This window comes from Rhizobium sp. FG96 (genome assembly GCF_057808655.1).
Map to the genome: position 1 here is coordinate 266,398 of NZ_JBMDIL010000007.1, position 25,312 is coordinate 291,709.

Genomic DNA, 25,312 nt, shown 5'->3' on the forward strand with positions numbered 1-25,312 from the left:
CCTCTTGACTTTCGGCGCGAACTAGACCAAATGCAGCCCAGCTTTCACCTTCCGGCCGCCGCGTGAGCGTGCCCCTGCCAGCAAATAGGAGCAGGAAGAAGGGCAAAAGCGCATTTCGTAGAGACCGCATCCCAAGACGCGGCAGAAGCGCTGGAAAGCTTTTTCCAACAAGACAAGTTCCCACTTCACGCGGGGTTCTTGACGCCAGAACGACACCGGGCCGCATTCCGCGCTCCGGCGATTTGGTTTTGGCGCGCCCTGAAAAGGTTATGACTTGACCAATTTTGAATCGCTTGGTGTTTCCAAGCCGATCGTCGCCACTCTTTTCCAGCTCGGCATCGAAACGCCGACTCCCATCCAGGAAAAGGCGATCCCCCTGCTCATCCAGGGCCGTGACCTCATCGGTCTCGCCCAGACCGGCACCGGCAAGACCGCTGCCTTCGGCCTGCCGCTCATCGAAAAGCTGATCCCGGAAGAGCGCCGCCCTGATAATCGCACCACCCGCACGCTGATCCTGGCGCCGACCCGCGAACTGGTGAACCAGATCGCCGTCAACCTGAAGAACTTCCTGCGCAAGTCGCACCTGCGCATCAACGTTGTCGTCGGCGGCGTGTCGATCAACAAGCAGCAGCTGCAGCTCGAAAAGGGCACCGACATTCTGGTCGCCACCCCCGGCCGCCTGCTCGACCTCGTCAACCGCCGCGCCATCGGCCTGACGGCCGTGCGCTACCTAGTGCTCGACGAAGCCGACCAGATGCTCGACCTCGGCTTCGTGCATGACCTGCGCAAGATTTCCAAGATGGTGCCGAAGCGCCGCCAGACCATGCTGTTTTCGGCCACCATGCCGAAGGCGATCGCCGATCTCGCTGCCGACTACCTGACCGATCCCGTCACCGTCGAAGTCACGCCTCCGGGCAAGGCTGCCGACAAGGTCGAGCAGTATGTCCACTTCGTCAACGGCAAGAACGACAAGACCGATCTCCTGAAGAAGTCGCTGACGCAGAACCCCGATGGCCGCGCCATCGTCTTCCTGCGCACCAAGCACGGCGCCGAGAAGCTGATGAAGCATCTCGATTCCGTCGGCTACTCGGTCGCCTCGATCCATGGCAACAAGAGCCAGGGCCAGCGCGAGCGCGCCCTCAAGGCCTTCAAGGACGGCGATATCAAGACGCTGATCGCCACCGACGTTGCCGCCCGCGGCATCGACATCCCGGCTGTCAGCCACGTCTATAACTACGACCTGCCGGAAGTTGCCGAAGCCTATGTCCACCGCATCGGCCGTACGGCCCGTGCCGGCCGTGACGGTATCGCGATCGCCTTCTGCGCCCCGGATGAAGCCCGCCTGCTCCGTGACATCGAGAAGCTGATGAACATCAGCATCGCCGTTGCAAGCGGCGAAGCTCCGGCCGACATGCGCGCTGCCCCGCGCCGTGGAAACGGCAACGGCAATGGCAACAACCGCAATCGCGGCGGCGAGCGCCGTGGTGGTGGTGAGGGCCGTTCCGGCGAAGGCCGCAGCGAAAACCGTAACGGCGGCGAAGGCCGCGGCAACCGTCCGCAGCGTCCGCGCCGCGAAGGTGAAGGCGGCGAAGTCCGCGCCGGTGGCGAAGAGCGCCGCGAGCGCCGTCCCCGTCCCGAGCGCCAGAAGCAGCGCAACGAGGACTTCCGCGGCCAGCGCCGTGGCGAAGCGACCCCGGATGCCGGTCCCGACAACGATCTCGCATCGACCTCGGATTTCCGCACGGCCAAGAAGCCGCAGCGCCCGAACCATGCCGGTGGCGAGAACCACAATCGCCATCATCCCGGCGCTGCCCGCAACGGCAACGGCCGTCCCGGCCGCAAGCATGGCGAGGGCCAGCAGGCCCATGGCGAGCGCAAGGACGGCTCCGGCGGCATGCGCCGCAAGGGTCCCCGCAATGGTGGCGGCCAGCGCCGCGAACAGGCCTGAGACAGGTCTGAACACTGAATTCACAAAGAGGCCGGTATCATCCGGCCTCTTTTTGTTTTAGAACCACGGTGACGGAATACTTCCGGACCGGCGGCCTTGAACAGCCGCGGCCCGGCAGCCATATGCGAACGAAATTGCAATCTGCATTGCGAGACGCCGGGGTCTATCGTCGATCAGAGCAGATTTGTTTGAAAGCCAGCGTCTGAGAGGCGGCTGGAGACGATTACGTGCATCCCATTTCAAGCTCCCATTGATCAAGAGAGATTGCCCGTGCCATTGCCTCAAAATTCCAGCGCCAAGCGCTTTCAGCTGATTCTGATCAAGCCGTCGCATTACGACGACGATGGCTACGTGATCCGCTGGTGGCGGGCGATGATCCCGTCCAATTCGCTGGCAGCACTCTATGGCATCGCCGCCGACTGCGCCGAACGCGAAGTGCTCGGCCCCGGTGTCGGCATCGATATCAAGGTGATCGACGAGACCAATACCCGCGTCAACATTCCCGAGCTTCTGGCGCAGCTTGCCCGGCACGGCAATTTCGGCATGGTCGGACTGATCGGCGTGCAATCGAACCAGTATCCCCGCGCGCTGGATATCGCCCGCCCCTTCCGCGCCGCAAACATTCCGGTGTCGATGGGCGGTTTCCATGTGTCGGGCTGCCTGTCGATGCTCGACGGTAAGGCCGTTGAGCTCGATGCCTGCCGCGAGATGGGCATCTCGATGTTCGCCGGCGAAGCCGAGGGACGGCTGGACAAGGTGCTGCAGGACGCCGCCTACGGCCAGCTCGAGCCGGTCTACAATTTCATGAACGACCTGCCGGGCATCGGCGGCACGCCTGTGCCCTTCCTGCGCAAGGAAAACATCCAGCATACGCTCGGCCTCTCCAGCAGCTTCGATGCCGGCCGCGGCTGCCCCTACCAGTGTTCCTTCTGCACCATCATCAACGTCCAGGGCCGCAAGTCGCGCTTCCGTTCCGCCGATGACATCGAGAAGCTGGTGCGGATGAACTGGGCGCAGGGCATCCACAAGTTCTTCATCACCGACGACAACTTCGCCCGCAACCGCGACTGGGAAGCGATCTTCGACCGCCTGATCGAACTCCGGGAAAAGGACGGCATTCCGCTCGGCCTGATGATCCAGGTCGATACGCTCTGCCACAAGATCCCGAACTTCATCGAGAAATCGAAGCGCGCCGGCGTCACCCGCGTCTTCATCGGCCTCGAAAACGTCAATCCGGACAATCTGACGGCCGCCAAGAAGAACCAGAACAAGATCACCGAATACCGCAAGATGCTGCTCGCCTGGAAGGCGCAGGGCATCATGACGCTCGCCGGCTACATCCTCGGCTTCCCGGCGGATACGCCCGAGAGCATCCGCCGCGACATCCAGATCATCCAGCACGAGCTCCCCCTCGATGTCATCGAGTTTTTCGTGCTCACCCCGCTGCCCGGCTCCGAGGATCACCAGACCCTCTGGCGCAAGGGCGTCGAGATGGAGAAGGACCTCAACGTCTACGACGTCGAGCATGTCTGCACCGCGCATGAAAAGATGAGCCGCGAAGAGTGGGAAAGCGTTTATCGCGAGGCCTGGTCGCTCTATTATTCGCCCGAGCATGTGAAGACGCTGCTGCGCCGCGCTGTCGCGACCGGCGCTCCGCTCGCCAGCCTCGTCAAGGTTCTCGTCTCCTTCGCGACGACCGTGCCGCTCGAGAACGTCCATCCGCTGCAGAGCGGCCTGCTCCGCCTCAAGCACCCGTCGGAACTGCGCCCGGGGCTGAAGCCGGTTCATCCCCTGCTCTTCTGGCCGCGCTTTGCCTGGGAAACCTTCAGCAAGCACATGAAGCTCGCAAGCGTTATCGTGAAGATGAGCTATGCCGCCTTCAAGATCGCCCGGGATCCGGCCTCGAAGACTTACATGGACCAGGCGCTGACCCCTGTCGGAGAAGACGACGAAGAAAAGCTCGATCTCTTCACCAAGACCGCAGGCGGCACCGCGGCCGTCAACCACGTCCGCAAGATCGCCAAGCTGACGCACACAGCGCCCGCAGCCGAGTGATCAGGCCTCGATCGCCTGAACACTCTTGCGGTTCGTCAGATAGACGCCCGTCACGACGACAACCGTGCCGAGGATGAGCGGCAGCGTCAGCGGTTCGCCGAAGGCGATGAAGGCTTCGATCGCCACTGTAGGCGGCATCAGATAGATCAGCGACGCCGCCCGCGATACCTGGCCGCGGCGGATCAAATAGAGCAGCAGCCCGATACCGCCCATCGACAGGCCGACGACCGACCATGCGAGTGCGGCGAAGGCCTCGATGGTGCCGTCGAAATGCAGGTTCTCGAAGGCAAGCGCCAGCGGCACGGTGATAGCGAGCGCGCCGAGATATTGCAGCGTCGCGATCGCCTTCAGGTCGCCGCTATGCAGATGCTTCTTCTGATAGATCGTGCCGTAGGTCACTGATGCCATGCCGATCAGGTTGATCGTCAGCGGCACCGCCGCATGCATCAGATCGGCCGTTCCCGGCTCAAGAAGCTTTGGCGAGACGGCGATCATGATCCCCAGGAAACCGAGCGCAAGGCCGAGCTTCTGCGCCGGCTGCAGCCGCTCTCCGATCAGCAGGGGCGCGGCCATCGCCGTCAGCAGCGGCTGCATCGCGGCAATGACGCCCGAGATACCGGCCGGCACGCCATTGGCAATCGCCCACCAGATGGCGGCGAGATAGAAGCCGTGCAGGAAGAACCCGGAATAAACAGCCCGCCAGACCGTCGCCCGCTCTGGCCATTTCGCCTTCAGCGCCAGACAGAGCGCCACAAAGGCCAGCGCCGAGAAGGTGTAGCGGATGGCGAGAAACGTGAATGGCTCCGAATGCATCGCCGCATATTTCGCCACGACCCAGCCGGTCGACCAGAGAAGCACGAAGATGGCGGGAGCGAAGCGGTCGAGGGTCATGATGCGGCTCGGGGCAAGAGCGAAAATATCGTTGGCTGATAGCCTCCCCGCCCGGCCGCGTCAAAGGTGAAACGTTGAAGCTAAATTCAAGTTTCGCTGATCCCCGAAAACGAAATGGCCGGGCGATTGCCCGGCCATCTCATTGTGGCTTTCGGTCGGGAGAAGGCCGTCAGCCAATCTTGATGAGCTTGCCTTCCTTGACGGACTGCACGGCAGCATCGGCGAGCGCCAGCGCCGCGAGGCCATCAGCGCCCGACGGAGAAATCTTGCTGCCCTTTTCGACCGCAGCGATGAAGGCCGCGATCTCGTTGGCATAGGCTTCGGTGTAGCGGGTCATGAAGAAGTCGTGCAGCGGCGGGCGGGTATAGCCGTCGCCGTTGGCGACTTCGATCGAAACCGGACGCTGGTTCTCGGCCGAGACGAGACCCTTCGAGCCATGCACTTCGATGCGCTGGTCGTAGCCATAGGTGGCGCGGCGCGAGTTGGAGATCATCGCCTGCTTGCCGGACTTGGTCTGCAGCAGAACAGAAACGCTGTCATAGTCGCCGGCCTCGCCGATCGCCTTGTCGACGAGAACGGCAGCCGTTGCGAAGACCGAGACCGGCTCTTCGCCGAGCAGGAAGCGCGCCATGTCGAAGTCGTGGATCGTCATGTCGCGGAAGATGCCGCCGGAACGCTTGATGTAATCGACCGGCGGAGCGCCCGGATCGCGCGAGGTAATCGTCACCATCTCGACATCGCCGATGCGGCCGTCGTCGATCGCTTTGCGCACGGCCATGAAATGCGGGTCGAAGCGGCGGTTGAAGCCGACCATCAGCTTGGCATTGGTTTCGTTGACGACCTTGATGCAGGCGCGGACGCGGTCGACATCGAGATCGACGGGCTTCTCGCAGAAGATCGCCTTGCCGGCGCGCGCAAAGCGCTCGATCAGGTCGGCATGGGTGTCGGTCGGCGTGCAGATGACGACGGCGTCGATATCCTTGGCAGCCTCGATCGCCTCGATCGTGCGCACTTCGCAGCCATAGGCGGACGCGATCGCATCGGCGGCCTGCGGGAACGCATCGGCAACGGCGACGAGCTTGGCGTTGGCATCGCCGGTCACCGCCTTGGCGTGAACCTTGCCGATACGGCCGGCGCCGAGAAGACCAAATCTGACAGTCATGAGAACCTCCCTAGGATTCGGAACAAATGGACCGAATTGCAATATTTCTGGAATTTTCATTCCATTTTCTACGCGAGCCGTCAAGCCCGCCACTCTTTCACATTTGTGAAATCCATCCTAAAGACAAGTGATGGAAATATGACCGGAGCACTTATGCAGCTGATCGACCCGAGCCACCCCGCCTACCGCAATGCCTGGGTACGCGCACTTATCGTTGCCGTTTGCCTTGGCTGGGCAGTGCTCGAATTTTTCGGCGGCGACCCCTTCTGGGGCGTGCTGTCGGGTGCCGCGGGCGTCTACGCCTTCTATATGCTGTTCTGGACCTTCAAGCCGCAGCAACCTGCCGAAGAGAAGCCGCCCGTTGCCGAGCCTGCCGAAGAAGACAAGGATCCGGAGTGATCAGCGGCTGAGACGCCGTACCGCCTCGTCGATCAGCAGATTCGCCAAAGTCATGCGCCGCGTCGCGTTGTCGCGGAATTGCGGCGCTACGCGGTCGGGATGATTGAGCTTGGCAAAGGCGCGGCGCTTCTCGCCGAGCGACTGCACCGTATCCGCCGCCGAGATCGCCAGCTCCGCCGCAATGTCGGCCGGCGCGGTGCGCGACAGATGTTCGGGCATGACGGGTTCCGGCTCTGGCTCCGGTACAGGTTCTGGCTCCGGCTCGACGACGGCGGCTTCAGGCGCCGGTAGCGGCGCCTCGAATTCCAGATTGTCGAAATAGGCCTGGCCCGGCTTCTGCCCGGCGGCCGACACCCCTTCCATCACGTCGAAGGCAAGGCCGGTCGAGAAACCATGGACGCGATGAACCACGGGCTGATCGCCCGCCTCGTCGTCATCCCCGCCCTCTTCCGCCTTCAGCCGTTCCAGAACCGACTGGAACACCGATTGTCCGAACAGCATGCTGCCTTCCTGTTTCGAAGGCGTGCAGTCTCCAACGCCAAGATGGCGCCGGGCTTGCGGCTAAGTCGAAACTGCGAGCGCCTCCTCCAGGATCAGGTCGTAAAGCAGCCGCGCGCTCGGCGGCATCGCCCGCTCTCGGGCGGTGATCAGGCTGTAGGGCTTGACGTTGATCTCGAATTCCGTCGGCAGCATGCGGACATCCGAAGCCTCCGAACTCTGGCTCGACAGGAATTGCGCCACATCGACGGCAACAGGCGCTATCGCATCCGTCTTGCAGACGATGGCGCAGGTCAAAAGCAGCGACGAGGTATTGACGATATTACCGGGCACCGGCACCCCGGCGCCAAGGAAGATATCCTCGACAGTGCGGCGCAGCAGCGTGCCCGGCGGCTGGAACACCCAGTCGTAGTCGCGCAGATCGGAAAGGCTGCTCGGCCTGCCGTTCAGCAGCGGGTGACCGCTGCGCACGATGAGACAGGCCTTCTCGACGCCGATCTCGCGCACCTCGAACAGCCGCGGATTGAGATCGTCCGGGATGCGGCTGATGATGAAGTCGTGCCGGGCTGCCAGCAGCTCCCGCGCCAGCACGTTGCTGGTCTCCACCTGGATGTTGACCTCGATGCCGGGGAAGCTCTTGCGCACCTTGTCGATGGCCGGAACGACGAGGCTCATGGCCGGCGCCGTCACCGCGCCGATGAACACCGAACCGCCCTTGCCGCTCTTCAATTCGGCGATCTCGCGGCCGGCTTCGCGCAGCTCCAGAAGGATCTTCCGCGCACGTTTGGCGAGTGCTTCCCCAAAGGTCGTCAGCACCACGCCGCGTGCCACGCGCTCGTATAGCGGCGTCTTCACGATTGATTCCATTTCGGACAGCATTCGCGATGCGGCGGGCTGCGAGATGGCGAGCGTCTCGGCGGCGGCCGAAATCTGGCCGCTATCTTCGATTGCGACAATCATGCGCAGGTGATTCAGCTTCAAACCCGCACGAAGAAAGGCGTCATCGGCAAAATTGTCGCTGTGGATATCGACGTAATCCATCGAAATAGGCTCGGAGATGATCGTCATGGTTGCGGCCTCCCCTCCGCCTTCCATCAAAAGTAATACTTTTTAACGATATACCAAATTTGTTATGCACTTTACCACTTATTCTATTTGACAGTTATAGGATTCCGTACGAGTTTGCCGCCGTGTGCTGGTTGGCACTCAACACGTGTGAGATCGTGGAGGAGACCTACTTCGTTTCTCACCATCTGAAGTAACTATCCAATCTACGGAACCTGCCACAGTTTCGTGGTGGGCGATTTTTCGTCCGCCGATCTATTAACAAGGGAGAGAGAAATGAAATCCATTATCTCATTGATGGCTGCGGCTGCCTTCGGCGTCGCTTCGTTCGTTGTACCGGCAATGGCCGCCGACAAGGGTCTCGTTGGCATCGCAATGCCGACCAAGTCCTCGGCTCGCTGGATCGACGACGGCAACAACATCGTCAAGCAGCTCACGGACGCCGGCTACCAGACCGACCTCCAGTACGCTGACGACGACATTCCGAACCAGCTTTCGCAGATCGAAAACATGGTCACCAAGGGTGCCAAGGTTCTCGTTATTGCTTCGATCGACGGCACGACCCTCTCGGACGTTCTCCAGAAGGCTCACGACGCCGGCATCAAGGTCATCGCTTATGACCGCCTGATCCGCGACTCCGGCAACGTTGACTACTACGCAACGTTCGACAACTTCCAGGTTGGCGTTCTCCAGGCTGGCACGATCGTCGACAAGCTCGGCCTCAAGGACGGCAAGGGCCCGTTCAACATCGAACTCTTCGGCGGTTCGCCGGACGACAACAACGCCTTCTTCTTCTATGACGGCGCAATGTCGGTTCTTCAGCCTTACATCGACTCTGGCAAGCTCGTCGTAAAGTCCGGCCAGACCGGCATGGACAAGGTCGGCACGCTGCGTTGGGACCCGGCAACGGCCCAGGCTCGCATGGACAACCTGCTCTCGGCTAACTACACCGACGCCAAGGTCGACGCTGTTCTGTCGCCTTACGACGGTCTCTCCATCGGCATCATTTCGTCGCTGAAGGGCGTTGGCTACGGCACCCCGGACCAGCCGCTCCCGGTCGTTTCTGGCCAGGACTCGGAAGTTCCGTCGATCAAGTCGATCATCGCTGGCGAGCAGTATTCCTCGATCTTCAAGGATACCCGCGAACTCGCTAAGGTCACCGTTGCCATGGTTGATGCCGTCATGTCCGGCAAGGAGCCGGAAGTTAACGACACCAAGACCTACGACAACGGCGTCAAGGTCGTTCCGTCCTACCTGCTGAAGCCGGTAGCTGTCACCAAGGACAACTACAAGACCGTCCTGATCGACAGCGGTTACTACAAAGAAGACCAGCTGAAGTAATTTCAGAAGTCGGCCGGAACCCGCTTTGTTGCGGGTTCCGGCCTTCGATTCTATGATCGCCTGACAGTTTTCAGGTCACGGCGCTGGATTTTTGACTATGGACAATACAATCCTCGAAATGCGGAACATCACCAAGACGTTCCCGGGTGTCAAAGCGCTCGAGAATGTGAACCTCAAGGTTCGCCAGGGTGAGATCCACGCATTGGTGGGCGAAAACGGGGCCGGCAAGTCGACCCTCATGAAAGTTCTCTCCGGCGTTTACCCGGCCGGAAGCTACGACGGCGAGATCGTCTACGAAGGCGACGTCCGCAACTTCAAGGTCCTGAAGGACTCCGAAGAGATCGGCATCGTCATCATCCATCAGGAGCTGGCCCTGGTGCCCCTGCTCTCGATCGGCGAAAACATCTTCCTCGGCAACGAGAACGCCAAGAACGGCGTCATCAGCTGGCAGGAAACCTTCAATCGCACGCGCCAGCTGCTCGCCAAGGTGGGCCTGCGCGAATCCCCTGATACGCTGGTCACCGACATCGGCGTCGGCAAGCAGCAGCTCGTCGAAATCGCCAAGGCGCTGTCGAAGAGCGTCAAGCTGCTCATCCTCGACGAGCCGACCGCATCGCTGAACGAAAGCGACTCCGACGCGCTTCTCAATCTGCTGATCGAGTTCCGCAATCAGGGCATCACCTCGATCATCATTTCGCACAAGCTGAACGAGATCCGCAAAGTCGCCGACCAGATCACGGTCCTGCGCGACGGCATGACCGTCAAGACGCTCGACTGTCACGCGGACGAGATCAGCGAAGACATCATCATCCGCAACATGGTGGGCCGCGATCTCGAAGACCGCTATCCGCCGCGCTCGGTGCCGATCGGCGAAACCATTCTCGAAGTGAAGAACTGGAACGCCTATCACCAGCATCACCGCGACCGCCAGGTGCTGCACGACATCAACGTCACCGTCCGCAAGGGCGAAGTCGTCGGCATCGCCGGCCTGATGGGTGCCGGCCGTACCGAGTTCGCCATGAGCGTCTTCGGCAAGGCCTACGGCCACAAGATCACCGGCGACGTGCTGATGCACGGCAAGTCGGTCGATGTCAGCACCGTCCGCAAGGCGATCGATGCCGGCCTCGCCTACGTTACCGAGGACCGCAAGCATCTCGGCCTGGTGCTGAACGACAGCATCCTGCACAACACCTCGCTTGCCAATCTCGCAGGCATCTCCAACAACACGATCATCGACGACATCAAGGAAAGCAGGGTCGCGACCGATTACCGGTCGAAGCTGCGCATCCGCTCGTCGGGCATCTTCCAGGAAACGGTCAACCTCTCGGGCGGCAACCAGCAGAAGGTTGTCCTCTCCAAGTGGCTGTTCTCCGATCCCGATGTTTTGATCCTGGACGAGCCGACCCGCGGTATCGACGTGGGTGCGAAATATGAAATCTATACTATCATCAACCAGCTTGCCGCCGACGGCAAAGGCGTTCTGATGATCTCATCGGAAATGCCCGAGCTTCTCGGTACGTGCGACCGCATCTACGTCATGAACGAAGGACGGATCGTCGCGGAACTGCCGAAGGGAGAAGCGAGCCAGGAAACCATCATGCGCGCTATCATGCGCTCAGGGGAGAAGAAACAATGACTCCGGTCAACCCAACAACCGAGGAAAGCAACGTCGTTTCCGTTGTTGACTACATCCGTAGCAACATCCGCGAATACGGCATGCTGATCGCGCTCGTCGCCATCATGCTGTTCTTTCAGATCTATACCGGCGGCATTCTGTTCCGCCCGGTCAATCTGACCAACCTCGTTCTCCAGAACTCGTTCATCGTCATCATGGCGCTCGGCATGCTGCTGGTCATCGTGGCGGGCCACATCGACCTGTCGGTCGGCTCGATCGTCGCCCTTGTCGGCGCGATAGCGGCGATCCTGACGGTGTCGCTCGGGGTGAACTTCTGGCTGGCCGGCGTGATCTGTATCCTCGTCGGCGCGCTGATCGGCGCGGCACAGGGCTACTTCATTGCCTATCACCGCATCCCGTCCTTCATCGTGACGCTTGCGGGCATGCTCGTCTTCCGCGGCCTGACGCTGACGGTTCTCGGCGGCAAGAACATCGGCCCCTTCCCCAAGGAATTCCAGGTCATCAGCACCGGCTTCCTGCCGGGCGACATGATCGACATCGCCGGCATCCCGGTCCAGTCGACCTCGCTCGTCCTGACGCTGATCATCCCGGCCGTTCTCTTCTACCTCGCCTGGCGCCGCCGCAAGGTCAATGAAAGCCACGGCATCGATGTCGAGCCCTTCGGCTTCTTCATCGCCCAGAACGCCATCATCACGCTCGCGATCCTCGCGCTCGGCTGGCAGCTGTCGACCTATCGCGGTCTGCCGAACGTTCTCGTCGTCATGCTGGTGCTGATCGCGATCTACACCTTCGTCACCCGCCGCACGACCATCGGCCGCCGCGTTTACGCCATGGGCGGCAACGAGAAGGCCACGAAGCTCTCCGGTATCAACACCGAACGCCTGAGCTTCTACACCTTCGTCAACATGGGTGCGCTTGCAGGTCTCGCCGGCATCATCGTCGCGCTGCGCCTCAACTCGGCAACCCCGAAGGCCGGTGTCGGCTTCGAACTGGACGTTATCGCCGCCTGCTTCATCGGCGGTGCATCGGCTTCCGGCGGCGTCGGCAAGATCACCGGCGCGGTCATCGGCGCCTTCATCATGGGCGTCATGAACAACGGCATGTCGATCATCGGCCTCGGCATCGACTACCAGCAGATGGTCAAGGGCGCAGTCCTTTTGGCCGCCGTCTTCTTCGACGTCTATAACAAGAACAAGGGCTGAGCGCTTCGGCGCCAGCTCCATGCATTCGCATTCGCAGTCATGAAAACGAATAATTCCGGCTCCCTCTGGAGCCGGAGAGGCGGAGCATTATCCGCAGCTACCCAAAGAGGATGAAGACCGTGCTTATTTCGCAGATCAAGGGTTCGAACGGAGAGATCATCGTCGCCGTGCGCGAGCCGGGCGGTACAGCGAAGGCCGTGAAGAATGCAGGCAGCGTCTATGCGCTTGCCATGGAAGCCGCAAACAAGGGCAAGTCCCTCGTCTCGGTCATCGAGGCGCACGGCTACGGCGACGCCGTCGATCTCGAAAAGGCATATGCGGATGGCAGCTTCCTGCCGCCGATCACTCATCCCGATGCAGCCCACCTGCACCTGACCGGCACCGGCCTGACGCATCTCGGCTCTGCCGCCACCCGCGACAGCATGCACAAGAAGACCACCGAAGCCGCCGAGGAAACCCTCACGGACTCGATGAAGATGTTCAAGATGGGCCTTGAGAACGGCAAGCCGAAGGCCGGCGAAAAGGGCGTCCAGCCCGAGTGGTTCTACAAGGGCAACGGTTACGGTGCGGCAGCTCCCGGCGCCCCCCTCGTCTCCCCCTCCTTCGCGCTCGACGGCGGTGAAGAACCCGAGATGGCCGGCATCTATGTCATCGCCGAAGACGGTTCGCCGTTCCGCATCGGCTTTGCACTGTCGAACGAATTCTCCGATCACGTCACCGAGCGGATCAACTATCTCTACCTCGCCCATTCCAAGCTGCGCCCTGCAAGCTTCGGCCCGGAAATCCGCATCGGCGCAGCACCCGAGGACATCCGCGGCACCTCGCGCATCAAGCGCGGCGGCAAGGTGATCTTCGAAAAGCCCTTCCTGTCGGGTGAAGCGAACATGTCGCACACCTTCGCCAATCTCGAATACCACCATTTCAAGTACGGCCTGTTCCGCGTGCCCGGCGACGTCCATGTCCACATGTTCGGCACCGCGACACTGTCCTTCGCCGATGGCATCAAGACCGAGGAAGGCGACGTCTTCGAAATCGAAGTCGCGGACTTCGGCCTGGCGCTGCGCAATCCGCTGAAGATCGACGCCGAAGAAGAAATCATCGTCAAGCAGCTCTAATTTCGCTTCATCCGGCCGCCAGACGGCCGGAGCAAAAAATTTGTAAAAGGTAGAGGAGGCTTCCAGGCCCATGACCATTTATCAGAACCTGATCGCCGGCGAATGGGTCGGCACCAATGCGACGAAGAACATCAACCCGTCGGATACCAACGAAGTCGTTGGCCTCTATGCCGACGGTTCGGCCGAAGACACCAAGAACGCCATCGCTGCCGCCAAGGCCGCCTTCCCGGCCTGGTCGCGCTCCGGCATCTGGGAACGCCACGTCATCCTGAAGAAGGCTGGCGACGAGATCATGGCCCGCAAGGACGAGCTCGGCGCTCTGCTGGCACGCGAAGAAGGCAAGACGCTTCCGGAAGCCATCGGCGAAACCATCCGCGCCTCGCAGATCTTCGAATTCTTCGCAGGCGAAGCGCTCCGTCTCGCCGGTGAGACGATGCCGTCGGTCCGCCCGAATATCGGCGTCGAAATCACCCGTGACCCGCTCGGCGTCATCGGCATCATCACCCCCTGGAACTTCCCGATCGCCATCCCGGCCTGGAAGATCGCCCCGGCTCTCTGCTACGGCAACACCATCGTCTTCAAGCCGGCCGAACTCGTTCCCGCCTGCTCCTGGGCGATCGTCGACATCCTGCACCGCGCGGGCCTGCCGAAGGGCGTTCTGAACCTCGTCATGGGCAAGGGCTCGGTCGTCGGTCAGGCCATGCTCGACAGCCCGGATATCGCCGGCATCACCTTCACCGGCTCCACCGGCACCGGCAAACGCGTCGCCACCTCCTCCATCGAGCATAACCGCAAGTTCCAGCTGGAAATGGGCGGCAAGAACCCGATGGTCGTCCTCGATGACGCCGACCTCACCGTTGCCGTCGAAGCAGCCGCAAACTCCGGCTTCTTCTCCACCGGCCAGCGCTGCACGGCATCGTCGCGCCTGATCGTCACCGAAGGCATCCACGACAAGTTCGTCGCGGCACTGACCGAAAAGCTGAAGACCGTCGTTGTCGACAACGCAATGAAGGCTGGCACTCATATCGGCCCGGTCGTCGACGAGCGCCAGTTGAAGACCGACACCGACTATATCGAGATCGGCAAGAAGGAAGGCGCCAAGCTCGCCTTCGGCGGCGAGCTCTTGACCCGCGACACCCCCGGCTTCTACCTGCAGCCGACGCTCTTCACCGAGGCCACCAACCAGATGCGCATCTCGCGCGAAGAGATCTTCGGCCCGGTCGTCTCGGTCATCCGCGTCAAGGATTATGAAGAAGCGCTGGCGACCGCCAACGACACGCCCTTCGGCCTGTCCTCCGGCATCGCCACCACCAGCCTCAAGCACGCGACGCATTTCAAGCGCAATGCAGAAGCCGGCATGGTGATGGTCAACCTGCCGACCGCCGGCGTCGACTTCCACGTTCCCTTCGGCGGCCGCAAGGGCTCGTCCTACGGCCCGCGCGAGCAGGGCAAGTACGCCGCCGAATTCTACACAACGGTCAAGACCAGCTACACGCTGGCTTGACGACCAACTGGTGATCCGGGCCGTCGCGAGGGCGGCTCGGCATTCCTCAAAAGGCAAGAGACAATGTTCAAGAAAGCGGAATGGCCCCGCAAGCTGCGGTCGCAGGAATGGTACGGCGGCACCAGCCGTGACGTGATCTATCACCGCGGCTGGATGAAGAACCAGGGACATCCCCACGACCTGTTCGACGGACGCCCTGTCATCGGCATCCTCAACACCTGGTCCGACATGACGCCGTGCAACGGCCATCTGCGCGAACTCGCCGAAAAGGTGAAGGCCGGCGTCTGGGAAGCCGGCGGTTTCCCGATGGAAGTGCCCGTCTTCTCGGCCTCGGAAAACACCTTCCGCCCGACGGCGATGATGTACCGCAACCTCGCGGCACTCGCCGTCGAAGAAGCGATCCGCGGTCAGCCGATGGATGGCTGCGTGCTGCTCGTCGGCTGTGACAAGACCACGCCCTCGCTGATCATGGGCGCCGCTTCCGTCGACCTCCCCTCGATCGTCGTCACCGGCGGCCCGATGCTGAACGGCTATTTCCGCGGCGAGCGCGTCGGCTCAGGCACGCATCTCTGGAAGTTCTCCGAAATGGTGAAGGCCGGCGAGATGACGCAGGCCGAATTCCTCGAGGCCGAAGCCTCGATGAGCCGTTCGTCGGGCACCTGCAACACGATGGGCACCGCCTCGACCATGGCCTCCATGGCCGAAGCGCTCGGCATGGCTCTCTCCGGCAATGCCGCGATCCCGGGCGTCGATAGCCGCCGCAAGGTGATGGCGCAGCTGACCGGCCGCCGCATCGTGCAGATGGTCAAGGACGACCTGAAGCCCTCCGACATCATGACCAAGCAGGCCTTCGAAAACGCCATCCGCACCAACGCGGCGATCGGCGGTTCGACCAATGCCGTCATCCACCTTCTCGCCATGGCCGGCCGCGTCGGCATCGACCTGACGCTCGACGACTGGGACCGTTGCGGCCGCGACGTTCCGACGATCGTCAACCTGATGCCGTCGGGCAAGTACCTGATGGAAGAGTTCTTCTATGCCGGCGGCTTGCCCGTCGTGCTGAAGCGCCTCGGCGAAGCCGGCCTCCTGCACAAGGATGCGCTGACCGTATCAGGCGAGAGCGTCTGGGAAGAGGTCAAGGACGTCGTCAACTGGAACGAGGATGTCATCCTCCCGGCTGAAAAGGCCCTGACGCAATCCGGCGGCATCGTCGTCGTTCGCGGCAACCTCGCCCCGAAGGGCGCCGTCCTGAAGCCGTCGGCCGCCTCCCCGCATCTGATGGTCCACCGCGGCCGCGCCGTCGTCTTCGAAGACATCGACGACTACAAGGCGAAGATCAACGACGACAATCTCGACATCGACGAGACCTGCGTCATGGTCATGAAGAACTGTGGTCCGAAGGGCTATCCTGGCATGGCCGAAGTCGGCAACATGGGTCTGCCGCCGAAGGTGCTCAAGAAGGGCATCACCGACATGGTGCGTATCTCGGACGCCCGCATGTCCGGCACCGCCTATGGCACCGTCGTCCTCCACACCTCGCCGGAAGCCGCTGTCGGCGGTCCGCTGGCCGTGGTCAAGAATGGCGACTTCATCGAGCTCGACGTTCCGAACCGCCGCCTGCACCTCGACATCTCCGAAGAGGAACTGGCAAAGCGCCTCGCCGAGTGGAAGCCGCACCACGACCTGCCGACCTCCGGCTACGCCTGGCTGCACCAGCAGCACGTCCAGGGCGCCGATACCGGCGCCGACCTCGACTTCCTGAAGGGATGTCGCGGTAGCGCAGTGGGCAAGGACAGCCACTGAGAAGTGCGAAACTCGAATGCGAAAGGCGGCCCTTGGGTCGCCTTTTTGCTTTCGTGGGTGCTGTGATCAGCAGCTCGGCCGCGGCGACACCGCCGGACGGAAGGCCGAGATCCGGTGAAAGGAATGGAGCGCCAGCCCGGAACCGGGGAACGGCACATCACGGATATTGATCGAGGAATGGCCGTGAATATCGGTCTGATTGCCGCCGATGACCCGGTAATTGCTACCGCTCCTGCCGAGATAGAGGGCAACATGGCCGCGGCAGCCTGTGTTGCCCCGCTTGAAGACGACGACGTCGCCGACCGAAGGACTGCGCGTCAGCCCGCCCGCCTTGCGGAAACTGCCGGAGACCGTGCTGCGCGTGCCGCCGTCATAGCCGCAGCGCTCCAGACACCAGTTCAGAAAGGCCGCACACCACGGCGTCCGGTCGCCGCTATGGCCGTCATCCGTGGCCCGGTAGAACTCGACGATCACAGGGTTCCAGCGGCTCGCCCATCCCGCATTATAGGCCTCGCCGTCGCGGTTCACGTCGCGAAGACCGGCGAAGTAGCGCATGACTGCCAGCGGCGTCGAACGCGGCGCGGCGTTGATGATCCGCCGTGCCGTCGCCTCCTCGGAGCCTGACGGCGGCAAGCGGCCGCGCAGGTAAAGGCTGGACGGCAGCGGCCCGGTGAAATCGGCGCCGTAGACTTTCGGACCTGCATTCGCAGGCGCCTCTGCCAGCATATCGGCTGCAAAGACGTTGCCGCCGATCGATACCGCGCAGGTCGCTGCGGCAAGGAATTCCCGTCTGCTGATCATCACAAGCCCTCCCTCCGTGATCGCACGCGACAGTCAGGTCAGGCCGGGCTGCATGCCGGCCGGTCCTAGGATTTCAACGCAAACTCCACCACCTCGGCCTCCGGCAGTGCCGCCCCCTCCGCCTTGAGCTCCGTCAGCCGGATCGGAGCCATGGTTTCCAGGATGGCGCAAAGCCGCTCGTAGCCGACCCTCTCGGTGATCTCCCGGCTTGCCGTATCCAGCACATAGAAATGCTCGCTATAGCCGAGCAGCACCGCGGCACGGTCGAGATCGCCCTCGATGCCGACGATCAGCGCCAGATGCTCGACCATGCGCGTGATCGCCGCCGGCCAGCCGAGCGAGCGCGCCTTCAGGAGCCCGTTGAACGCCGTGAGCCGCGCCTCCGTCAGCCGATCGGAAGCCAGCAGATAGGCCGTCAGGTTGCCGAAGCCGAGCGCCAGCTGGCGCCTGTTGCAATCCTCGTGGTCGATCATCTGGCGCGCGGTGCTGATCGCCGCCGCGACATGGCCCTCGGCGAACTCGAGCTCGGCAAGCGCGATCATCGCATTGACGATGCCCTGCGTGTCGCCCAGCAGGCGGGCCACCACGGAAGAGCGGTCGATCAGCGTGCGCGCCTCCGCAAAATGACCTTCGAAATAAGCCGCTACAGCGCGAGAACGCAGACAGGCCGCCAAGGGTTTTGTCGGCGGCAGGGTCGCGAGCAGCTCCAACGCTTCCTGGAGATAGCGCAGCGCTTCCTCACGCTGGCTGGGCGTCAACAGCGCCGCCCCTGCCCGCGCCAGCGCCTCGCCCGAGCCCAACTGATCACCAAGATTACGGAAATGCGCGGCCGCCTTGATCGCAGCATCGAATGTCGACTTGTCGCCATGCGAACTCACCGACGTCCGCCCCAGCCAGAGCCGCGCCGCGACATCCTCGGCGGTGTCGTCGGGAAGCGAGCCGACGGAGAGCGAGAACCATCGCTCCCGCTCCGGCAGCAGCGAAAGCTCGTCCCATATCCGCAGGCTGACGCTGGTCAGTTCCCGGCCGATATCGGCGTCCCCTTCCGGCCCGAAAGCCCATTCCAGCGAGGCGCGCAGATTGTCGATCTCCGACTGATAGGACGTCATCCATGGCTCGGTCGGCATGGACGGCCAGACGCGGCTCGCCTGCGCGTAGAATTGCGTCATGTACTCGGCAAGACGCCGCCTGCGGCCCCGCTCGCCGAGTTCGAAGAGCTTTGCGAAGGCATATTGGCGCGTGGTTTCCAGCAGCGAATAGCGGGTGTTCTCCGTCGAGAAATCGGCAGCGACGAGGGACTTGTCGGCAAGCGAGGTGATGAGCTGCAGCACATCGTCGTCGTCGATCGGATCGCCGGAGACGACCGCCGCCGCCGATTCCACCGTCCAGCCGCCGACGAAAACAGACAAACGCCGCAGCAGGGTCTGCTCCTGTTCGCTGAGCAGATTGTAGCTCCACTCGAACAAGGTCTGCAGCGTGCGGTGGCGCGGCGGGGCTCCGCGCGTTCCCTGCGCCAGCGACCGGAACCGGTCACGCAGGCCTGCCGCCAGCGCTTCCGGGCGCATGATCCGAAGCCTGGGTACCGCAAGCTCGATCGCCAGCGGAATGCCATCCACCTGATGACAGATGCTGATCACCGCCTCCAGATTGGCCTCTGTCAGCACGAAGTCTCCGGCAGCCGCCGCCGCGCGTTCGACGAACAGCCGCACCGAGGGAAACGCCATCGCCTCGTCGACCGTGCTTCCTTCCGGTGGCGGCACGGCGAGGCTTGGAACGCGAAACAGGTTTTCGCCCGAGACACCCAACGGCTCCCGCGATGTCGCGAGGACCGACATTGAAGGACAGCCGGAGAGAATGGCATCGACAGCATCCGCCGAGGCATCGACGAGATGCTCGCAATTGTCGATGATCAGCAGCGCCTGCTTTTCGCGCATGAAGCCGACGGCGCTCGCAACGGCCGTCCGGTTATGCTGGACGGCGACGCCGATCGTCCCGCAGATCTGCTCGGCCACCAGCTGCGGATCCTCCAGCCGTCCAAGCTCCACGAACCAGACGCCATCGGGATAGGCTTCCACCAGCCGCGCGCCGAGATCGATCGCAAGCCGCGTCTTGCCCGCCCCGCCGGACCCGATCAGGGTCAGCAGCCTCGCCCGCTCCAGCCGGCCGATCAGCTCGGCGGCCTCCGCCTCACGCCCGATTAACGATGTCAGCGGCCGCGGCAGGCGATCAGCCCGGGCGCCGAGCGAGCGCAGCGGCGGAAAGGCCTCGTTGATACCTTCGGCAACCAGCTGGAAGACCTGCTCCGGCTCCTGCAGATCCCGGAAGCGGTGGCGGCCGAGATCGAAGAGGTTGGACCCTTCGGGCAATCTCCCCTGCAACAGGTCGGCAACGGTGCCCGACACCAGCACCTGCCCGCCATAGGCGACGAGCAGCAGCCGCGAGGCGCGATTGATGCCGGGACCGAAGCAATCCTCGCCGCGCACCTCGACCGGTCCGGCATGCACGGCCATGCGCACATTCATGCCTTCGATCGCCCCGAAATCCTGCGCATTCAGCGCCCGCTGCGCCTGGAGGGCGGCAGAGACGGCGGCGGCCGGCGCGGAGAAGACGGCATGGAAGGAATCGCCGACCGTCTTGAACACGTGGCCGCCATGCGAAAGGATTGCCTCGCGCAGGATCGCGTCGTGCCGTTCGAGCGCCTCCCCCATCGCATCGGGGAATTCCTCCCAGCGATAGGTCGATCCCTCGACATCCGTCAGCAGGAACACAAGCACGCCTGATGTCAGCGGGCTGCCCGCCGGTTGCTGTGGCGACATTTCAAACGCCATTGCCCATCCTTCCGTCTCTAGCGGAATGCCGCGGCCCGGCCGGCCGTCGCATTCAGCAGCCGGACCACATCGGCGCGGCGCGCATTGCCCCAGTCCGGCGGACGCGACCATTGCGGCTGCCGCACGCAGGTGACGCGCCGGCATGGATAGGCCATGACGCTCTGCTTGCGCTGCGGCTCGTTCCGGTAGCCATGACCATAGGCAAACGGACAGCCGCTGCTGTCCTCGACATTGTGGCAGGCGCCAAGCAGGTGGCCGATCTCATGGGCAAACGACAGGTTCTTGATCGAACAGTCGAAATAGTTCGACGCAAAGGCCGAGGCCGCATTGGCATAGACCTGCTGCGACCAGCCGCATTCGCCTCTGTCGGTGGTGATCAGGAGCACGAGATCGGCCTTGGTCCGGTCCCGTATCGCATGGATGCCGTCCATGTAGCCGTCCCGCCGCGCCGTCAGGCGGGCCGTGTCCCGCTTCTGCGAGCCGGTCTCGGTATATTGCACGACCTGCGCATCGGCCAATTCGACCCTGGCATTCACCGAGGACTTGGCGAAAGCCGTATTCGTCTCGTTGACCGCCTGCTTGGCAAACAGCGCGATATTGCTGATCTGCGCCTTCGCCTTCGGCGTGAAGAAAACCAGCACGCGGATCGTCGCCACCGCCCTGTCGGCCTTGCGCAATTCGCGGCCCGGCATCTCGCGCTTCTCGCCGCGCCGCTGCAGCCGCCGCTCCGTGTGATCGGGCGGCAATCGATCGGTGGCGACCTTGATCATCACATGCGCGCCGCCGCCGATCGGCTCGATGCTGTAGAGCTCCTCATTGGTCCGGATCGTCGCCGAGACCTCGTTGCCGTCGACGGTGACGACGGCATTGGCAGGACTTTCCGCATTGCTGCGGTTCGCCGCTTTCTCTTCGCCCGACCAGACGAAATCGCGCGCCGTGGCCGCGACCTTGTCGTTGCCGCTCAACGAAAGCGACCGGCCCTCGCCGAGATCGAAGGTAACGTCGCCGCCCTTTTTCAACTGTTCCGGATCAACCTCAGCGAGCCTTGCCCATTCCGTCGTCGGTAGCGACTTGATCGCCTTCAGCTCGTTGTTTTCCTCGGTGCTGAGTGTGGTCGCCTCCGGCAGCAGCCGCACGAAGCTCTGCGCCTGCGCATATCCGGCAGCGCCGGCAACCAGTATGAATGCAATGATCTGTACGATTTTCCGCTCAAACATGGTGCGATCCCCCAGATGAAACAGGCGTGGCAACCGGCTGAAAAACCGGACACGCATTTCAGGAACGGCAAGATCAAGCCGTTGAATTATCGCATGTTGGCACTGTGATTAGCGCGGCCGGTCAGTCCCGCCGCTATCCGCGATGTCGCCGGGCCGACAACTTCGGTCAAAGACCCGGACAGGCATGGCGCAGGCGCGCAAAGCACCCGCACAGATCTTCTGCGGATTTTCGGAATATTGATCGGCAAAGGCCTGCATTGCTGACATGGATACTCTCCCCATGGTCAGTTGCCCACTGCATTCCTAGGTTGATTGTAGCACAGGTGCGCGATATTACAGTAGACTATATTGCGATTAATATATTTTGATCGCTATCCGTGTGACATCAGCTCTGGTTTTGGCTTTGTGCCTGCCCCTGATCTTCGACTTTCACCACCACCGACAGCTTCTCGCCCGGCGTGCCGATGCGCATGCCCGAGACGGGTGCGGCGTCGCGGTAGCAGAGACCGGAGGCGGTGCGGACGTAGCGGGCGTCGGGGCAGATCTTGTTGGCGGGGTCGAAGCCAACCCAGCCGAGGCCGGGGACATGCGCCTCGCCCCAGGCATGCGTTGCCGCCTGATCGACCTTCTCTTCCATCATCAGATAGCCCGAGACGTAACGTGCCGGGATCTGCATGGCGCGGGCGGCGGAGACGAAGATATGGGCGTGGTCCTGGCAGACCCCACTCTTCTTCTCCATCGCCTGCTCGGCGGTGGTCTCCGTGTCGCTGGTACCCGGCTTGTAATCGACGGTCTCGTGGATCGCCGCCATCAGCGCGTGCATGCGAGCGAGATCGTTGTCGCCGCTGACGGTCTTGATGAGCTCCTTGATCAGCTTGCCGGGCTTGGTGCGCGGCGTGTCGCGCAGGAAGAGCCAGAGAGGGCAGAAGCCGGTATGCGGACCAGTGACGCCGTTGCGGTCCTCGGTCTCGACCTCGCCTTCGGCGACGATGCGCGTCACCTGCTGCTCGCCTTCCAGCGAGACGAGATTGACGTGATTGCCGAACTGGTCGTCATACTCGACCTCGGGCGTCGCGCCCTCGACATGCAGCGACCAGTTGGCGACCACCTGGCCGAAGCCGCTCGGCGGCGTCAGGCGCAGGCGCTGCAGCGAAAACTGCGCCGGCTCGTCATAGCGGTATTCGGTGATGTGGCTGATCTTCAATCTCATCTCTTCATCCGCTGCTTATACGTAGAACCGGTAGCCGTTGGTGATCTCGACGCTGAGCGTGTTGTTGCGGTTGACGAATTCCTCCAGGAATTCGTGCAGCCCCTGATCGATCACGTCCTTGATCGCCCGCGCATGCAGCGACGCGCGGATCGCATCCGCCGTGTCATGCGCCGAAAGCCGCTCGCCGCCGTAGCTGCGCGAGATATAGCCGAGATTGCTGACGATCTTCTCGTAGCAATAGGCAAGCGAGCGCGGCATCTGACCATTGAGGATCAGGAAGTCGGCGATATTCGCCGCCCGGTACTCGTCGTCATAGGCCCAGCTGTAGGAACGGTGCGCCGATACCGAGCGCAGGATCGATTCCCACTGCACGTTGTCGACCGACGATCCGACTTGCGAGACCGATGGCAGCAGCACGTAATATTTCACGTCGAGAATACGCGCCGTATTGTCGGCCCGCTCGATGAAGGTGCCGATGCGGGCGAAGTTGTAGAGCTCGTTGCGCAACATCGAGCCGTGGAAGGCGCCACGGATCAGCCCCGCCCGCCGCTTGATGACGTCGATGACCTCAGGCAGCTCCGCCGCCTTCAGCCGCTTCGAAAGCAGCGCCTTCAGCTCGATCCAGCATTCGTTGGTCGCTTCCCAGGTCTCGCGCGTCAGCGCCGTGCGCACCATGCGGGCATTGTTGCGGCCGTTGTCGATGCAAGACATGACGCTCGACGGGTTGGAAAGATCGCGCAGCAGGTAGTCGATCGCATCGGCGCTCGTCAGCTTCTGATGGCCCTCGTCATAGGCCTCGCGCACGCCGGCGCTCTGCAGCACGCCATCCCAGTTATCGTCCCCCGTCCCGCTGCGTGTCAGTGACATGCGCAGGCCGGCATCGACGAGACGCGCGATGTTTTCGGCGCGCTCGATATAACGGAACATCCAGTAGAGTCCGTTCGCAGTTCTTCCGAGCATCAGTCCTCCAATACCCAGGTGTCTTTGGTGCCGCCGCCCTGGCTGGAATTGACCACCAGCGAGCCCTGCTTCAGCGCCACGCGGGTCAGCCCGCCCGGAATGATCTGTACCTTGTCGGAAACCAGCACATAGGGGCGCAGGTCGACATGGCGCGGCGCAATCCCCTTGTTGACGAGGATCGGCACGGTCGAGAGCGACAGCGTCGGCTGGGCGATATAATTGTTCGGCCGCGCCTTCAGCTTCTCGGCGAAATCCGCCCTCTCCTTCTTGGAGGCCGTCGGCCCCACCAGCATGCCGTAGCCACCGGAGCCGTGAACCTCCTTGATGACGAGCTCCTCGATATGCTCGAGCACATATTTCAGGCTCGACGGTTCCGAACAGCGCCAGGTCGGCACGTTCTCCAGGATCGACTTGCGGCCGGTATAAAATTCGACGATCTCGGGCATATAGGAATAGATCGCCTTGTCGTCGCAGATGCCGGTGCCCGGCGCATTGGCGATGGTGATATTGCCCGAGCGATAGACGTCCATGATCCCGGGAATGCCGAGCGCCGAATCCGGACGGAAGGTCAGCGGATCGAGGAAATCGTCGTCGACGCGGCGGTAGAGAACGTCGATCGCCTCATAGCCGCGGGTGGTGCGCATCTTCACCTTGCCGTCGATGACGCGCAGATCCGAGCCCTCGACCAGCTCGACGCCCATCGTGTCGGCCAGGAACGAATGCTCGTAGTAGGCGGAGTTGTAGATGCCGGGTGTCAGGACGGCGACGCGCGGCTTGCCCTTGCAGCCGGGAGGCGCAAGCGAAGCCAGCGACTGGCGCAGCAGATAGGGATAGTCCTCGACGCGCTGCACCTTGTTCTCGTGGAACAGCTCCGGGAACATCTGCATCATCGTTTCCCGGTTCTCCAGCATGTAGGAGACGCCGGAAGGCGTGCGGGCATTGTCCTCGAGCACGTAGAACTGGTCCTCGCCGGTGCGCACGATGTCGGTACCGACGATATGGGTATAGACGCCGCCCGGCGGCCGGAAGCCGATCATTTCCGAGAGGAAGGCGACGTTGTTCTCGATCAGCTCGCGCGGAATGCGCCCTGCCCGGATGATTTCCTGCTTGTGGTAGATATCGTCGAGAAAAGCATTCAGCGCGATGACGCGCTGCTCGATACCCTGGGCGAGCTTGCGCCACTCACGGCCGGAGATGATGCGCGGGATGATGTCGAAGGGGATGAGCTTTTCGGAGGAATCCGCATGCCCGTAGACCGCAAAGGTGATGCCGGTTTTCCGGAAGATGTTTTCCGCGTCGCGGGATTTTCCAATCAGATGCGCCCTGTCCTGGGCATTGTACCACTCGAAATATTTCTCATATGGCTGACGCGGACTTTCGCCCCCGGTGATCATTTCATCAAATGCCAAAGGTGTGGCTCCCCTTTTTTGTTCATTTGAATACAACGCAAATAGCAATGCAAGAACCATGCACAGTTCGCAGGGAAGATTTGTAAAATCGTCTGCAACGCCGAAAAGCGCCGAAAAACTGGGCATTTAAGCAAGGATGGCACGAAGCGCGAAAGTTTCAATCGCCAGGGCCAGCACAAAATATAAGCAATTGATGATTTTACGCCCTGGCGCCCGATTCAATTCGCGGCAGCGAGCAGGAAGCATTTGCGCCTATGCTGAATGAGCA

At 62.3% G+C, this 25,312-nt stretch carries 20 protein-coding genes; 9 read left to right on the top strand and 11 right to left on the bottom strand.

Annotated elements, in window-relative coordinates; genetic code table 11:
• The first annotated feature begins 274 nt into the window (after window positions 1–274).
• Together ACODR6_RS16400 and ACODR6_RS16405 are read left to right on the top strand one after the other, a co-directional pair.
• Complete coding sequence (locus ACODR6_RS16400) at window positions 275–1,948, top strand: DEAD/DEAH box helicase (RefSeq protein WP_489023029.1); 1,674 nt, start codon at window positions 275–277, stop codon at window positions 1,946–1,948.
• 270 nt (window positions 1,949–2,218) lie between these two features.
• Entirely contained in the window at window positions 2,219–4,003 is a 1,785-nt protein-coding gene (locus ACODR6_RS16405) for a B12-binding domain-containing radical SAM protein (protein WP_489023031.1), read from the top strand.
• Here ACODR6_RS16405 and ACODR6_RS16410 read toward each other — a convergent pair whose 3' ends face one another.
• Window positions 4,004–4,894 (bottom strand): DMT family transporter, encoded by an 891-nt coding sequence (locus ACODR6_RS16410; RefSeq protein ID WP_489023032.1) that lies wholly within the window; start codon window positions 4,892–4,894, stop codon window positions 4,004–4,006. It lies immediately after the preceding gene.
• Between the two features lie 169 nt (window positions 4,895–5,063).
• The gene (gene iolG / locus ACODR6_RS16415) at window positions 5,064–6,056 is read right to left on the bottom strand and encodes an inositol 2-dehydrogenase (RefSeq protein ID WP_413710004.1); all 993 of its coding nucleotides are present in this window, start codon (window positions 6,054–6,056) and stop codon (window positions 5,064–5,066) included.
• 153 nt (window positions 6,057–6,209) lie between these two features.
• Here iolG and ACODR6_RS16420 point away from each other — a divergent pair, with 153 nt between their 5' ends.
• A complete protein-coding gene (locus ACODR6_RS16420; RefSeq protein WP_449098649.1) occupies window positions 6,210–6,455 on the top strand; it encodes a hypothetical protein in 246 nt (81 codons plus the stop codon).
• On the opposite strand, the gene ACODR6_RS16425 is transcribed toward ACODR6_RS16420, so the two are convergent.
• Window positions 6,456–6,956: a hypothetical protein gene (locus ACODR6_RS16425; RefSeq protein ID WP_489023034.1), complete on the bottom strand. Its 501-nt coding sequence runs from the start codon at window positions 6,954–6,956 to the stop codon at window positions 6,456–6,458.
• Between the two features lie 60 nt (window positions 6,957–7,016).
• Window positions 7,017–8,021 carry a LysR family transcriptional regulator gene (locus ACODR6_RS16430; protein ID WP_489023036.1) on the bottom strand — a complete coding sequence of 335 codons (1,005 nt, stop codon included), beginning with the start codon at window positions 8,019–8,021 and terminating at the stop codon, window positions 7,017–7,019.
• 273 nt (window positions 8,022–8,294) lie between these two features.
• Here ACODR6_RS16430 and chvE point away from each other — a divergent pair, with 273 nt between their 5' ends.
• From chvE to araD, 6 genes are all read left to right on the top strand, one after another.
• Window positions 8,295–9,359 (top strand): multiple monosaccharide ABC transporter substrate-binding protein, encoded by a 1,065-nt coding sequence (gene chvE, locus ACODR6_RS16435; RefSeq protein WP_112515571.1) that lies wholly within the window; start codon window positions 8,295–8,297, stop codon window positions 9,357–9,359.
• 97 nt (window positions 9,360–9,456) lie between these two features.
• Entirely contained in the window at window positions 9,457–10,995 is a 1,539-nt protein-coding gene (gene mmsA / locus ACODR6_RS16440; RefSeq protein ID WP_112719489.1) for a multiple monosaccharide ABC transporter ATP-binding protein, read from the top strand.
• Window positions 10,992–12,197, top strand: a complete 1,206-nt coding sequence (mmsB, locus tag ACODR6_RS16445) for a multiple monosaccharide ABC transporter permease (protein ID WP_112719490.1) — start codon at window positions 10,992–10,994, stop codon at window positions 12,195–12,197. The genes mmsA and mmsB overlap by 4 nt, the downstream gene beginning before the upstream one ends.
• 119 nt (window positions 12,198–12,316) lie before the next feature.
• Window positions 12,317–13,312, top strand: a complete 996-nt coding sequence (gene araD1 / locus ACODR6_RS16450; RefSeq protein WP_489023039.1) for an AraD1 family protein — start codon at window positions 12,317–12,319, stop codon at window positions 13,310–13,312.
• A gap of 70 nt (window positions 13,313–13,382) precedes the next feature.
• Window positions 13,383–14,816, top strand: coding sequence for an aldehyde dehydrogenase family protein (locus tag ACODR6_RS16455; protein WP_199627439.1), 1,434 nt, complete (start codon window positions 13,383–13,385; stop codon window positions 14,814–14,816).
• A 63-nt stretch (window positions 14,817–14,879) separates the two neighbouring features.
• Window positions 14,880–16,619 carry an L-arabinonate dehydratase gene (gene araD / locus ACODR6_RS16460; RefSeq protein ID WP_199627441.1) on the top strand — a complete coding sequence of 580 codons (1,740 nt, stop codon included), beginning with the start codon at window positions 14,880–14,882 and terminating at the stop codon, window positions 16,617–16,619.
• Between the two features lie 66 nt (window positions 16,620–16,685).
• Here araD and ACODR6_RS16465 read toward each other — a convergent pair whose 3' ends face one another.
• The 7 genes from ACODR6_RS16465 to ACODR6_RS16495 all read right to left on the bottom strand — a co-directional run bounded on the left by ACODR6_RS16465 (window position 16,686) and on the right by ACODR6_RS16495 (window position 25,044).
• Window positions 16,686–17,420, bottom strand: a complete 735-nt coding sequence (locus ACODR6_RS16465; protein WP_489023042.1) for a TIGR02594 family protein — start codon at window positions 17,418–17,420, stop codon at window positions 16,686–16,688.
• Between the two features lie 65 nt (window positions 17,421–17,485).
• Window positions 17,486–20,248, bottom strand: coding sequence for an adenylate/guanylate cyclase domain-containing protein (locus ACODR6_RS16470; RefSeq protein ID WP_199627445.1), 2,763 nt, complete (start codon window positions 20,246–20,248; stop codon window positions 17,486–17,488).
• A gap of 17 nt (window positions 20,249–20,265) precedes the next feature.
• On the bottom strand, window positions 20,266–21,465 hold the full coding sequence (locus ACODR6_RS16475; protein WP_203428338.1) for a reprolysin-like metallopeptidase: 1,200 nt from the start codon (window positions 21,463–21,465) through the stop codon (window positions 20,266–20,268).
• Window positions 21,466–21,573: 108 nt separating this feature from the next.
• A complete protein-coding gene (locus ACODR6_RS16480) occupies window positions 21,574–21,732 on the bottom strand; it encodes a hypothetical protein (protein WP_413710009.1) in 159 nt (52 codons plus the stop codon).
• Between the two features lie 118 nt (window positions 21,733–21,850).
• Entirely contained in the window at window positions 21,851–22,675 is an 825-nt protein-coding gene (locus ACODR6_RS16485; RefSeq protein WP_489023045.1) for a transglutaminase family protein, read from the bottom strand.
• 15 nt (window positions 22,676–22,690) lie between these two features.
• The gene (locus ACODR6_RS16490) at window positions 22,691–23,635 is read right to left on the bottom strand and encodes an alpha-E domain-containing protein (RefSeq protein WP_489023046.1); all 945 of its coding nucleotides are present in this window, start codon (window positions 23,633–23,635) and stop codon (window positions 22,691–22,693) included.
• A complete protein-coding gene (locus ACODR6_RS16495) occupies window positions 23,635–25,044 on the bottom strand; it encodes a circularly permuted type 2 ATP-grasp protein (RefSeq protein ID WP_413710011.1) in 1,410 nt (469 codons plus the stop codon). The genes ACODR6_RS16490 and ACODR6_RS16495 overlap by 1 nt, the downstream gene beginning before the upstream one ends.
• Window positions 25,045–25,312: the final 268 nt, after the last annotated feature.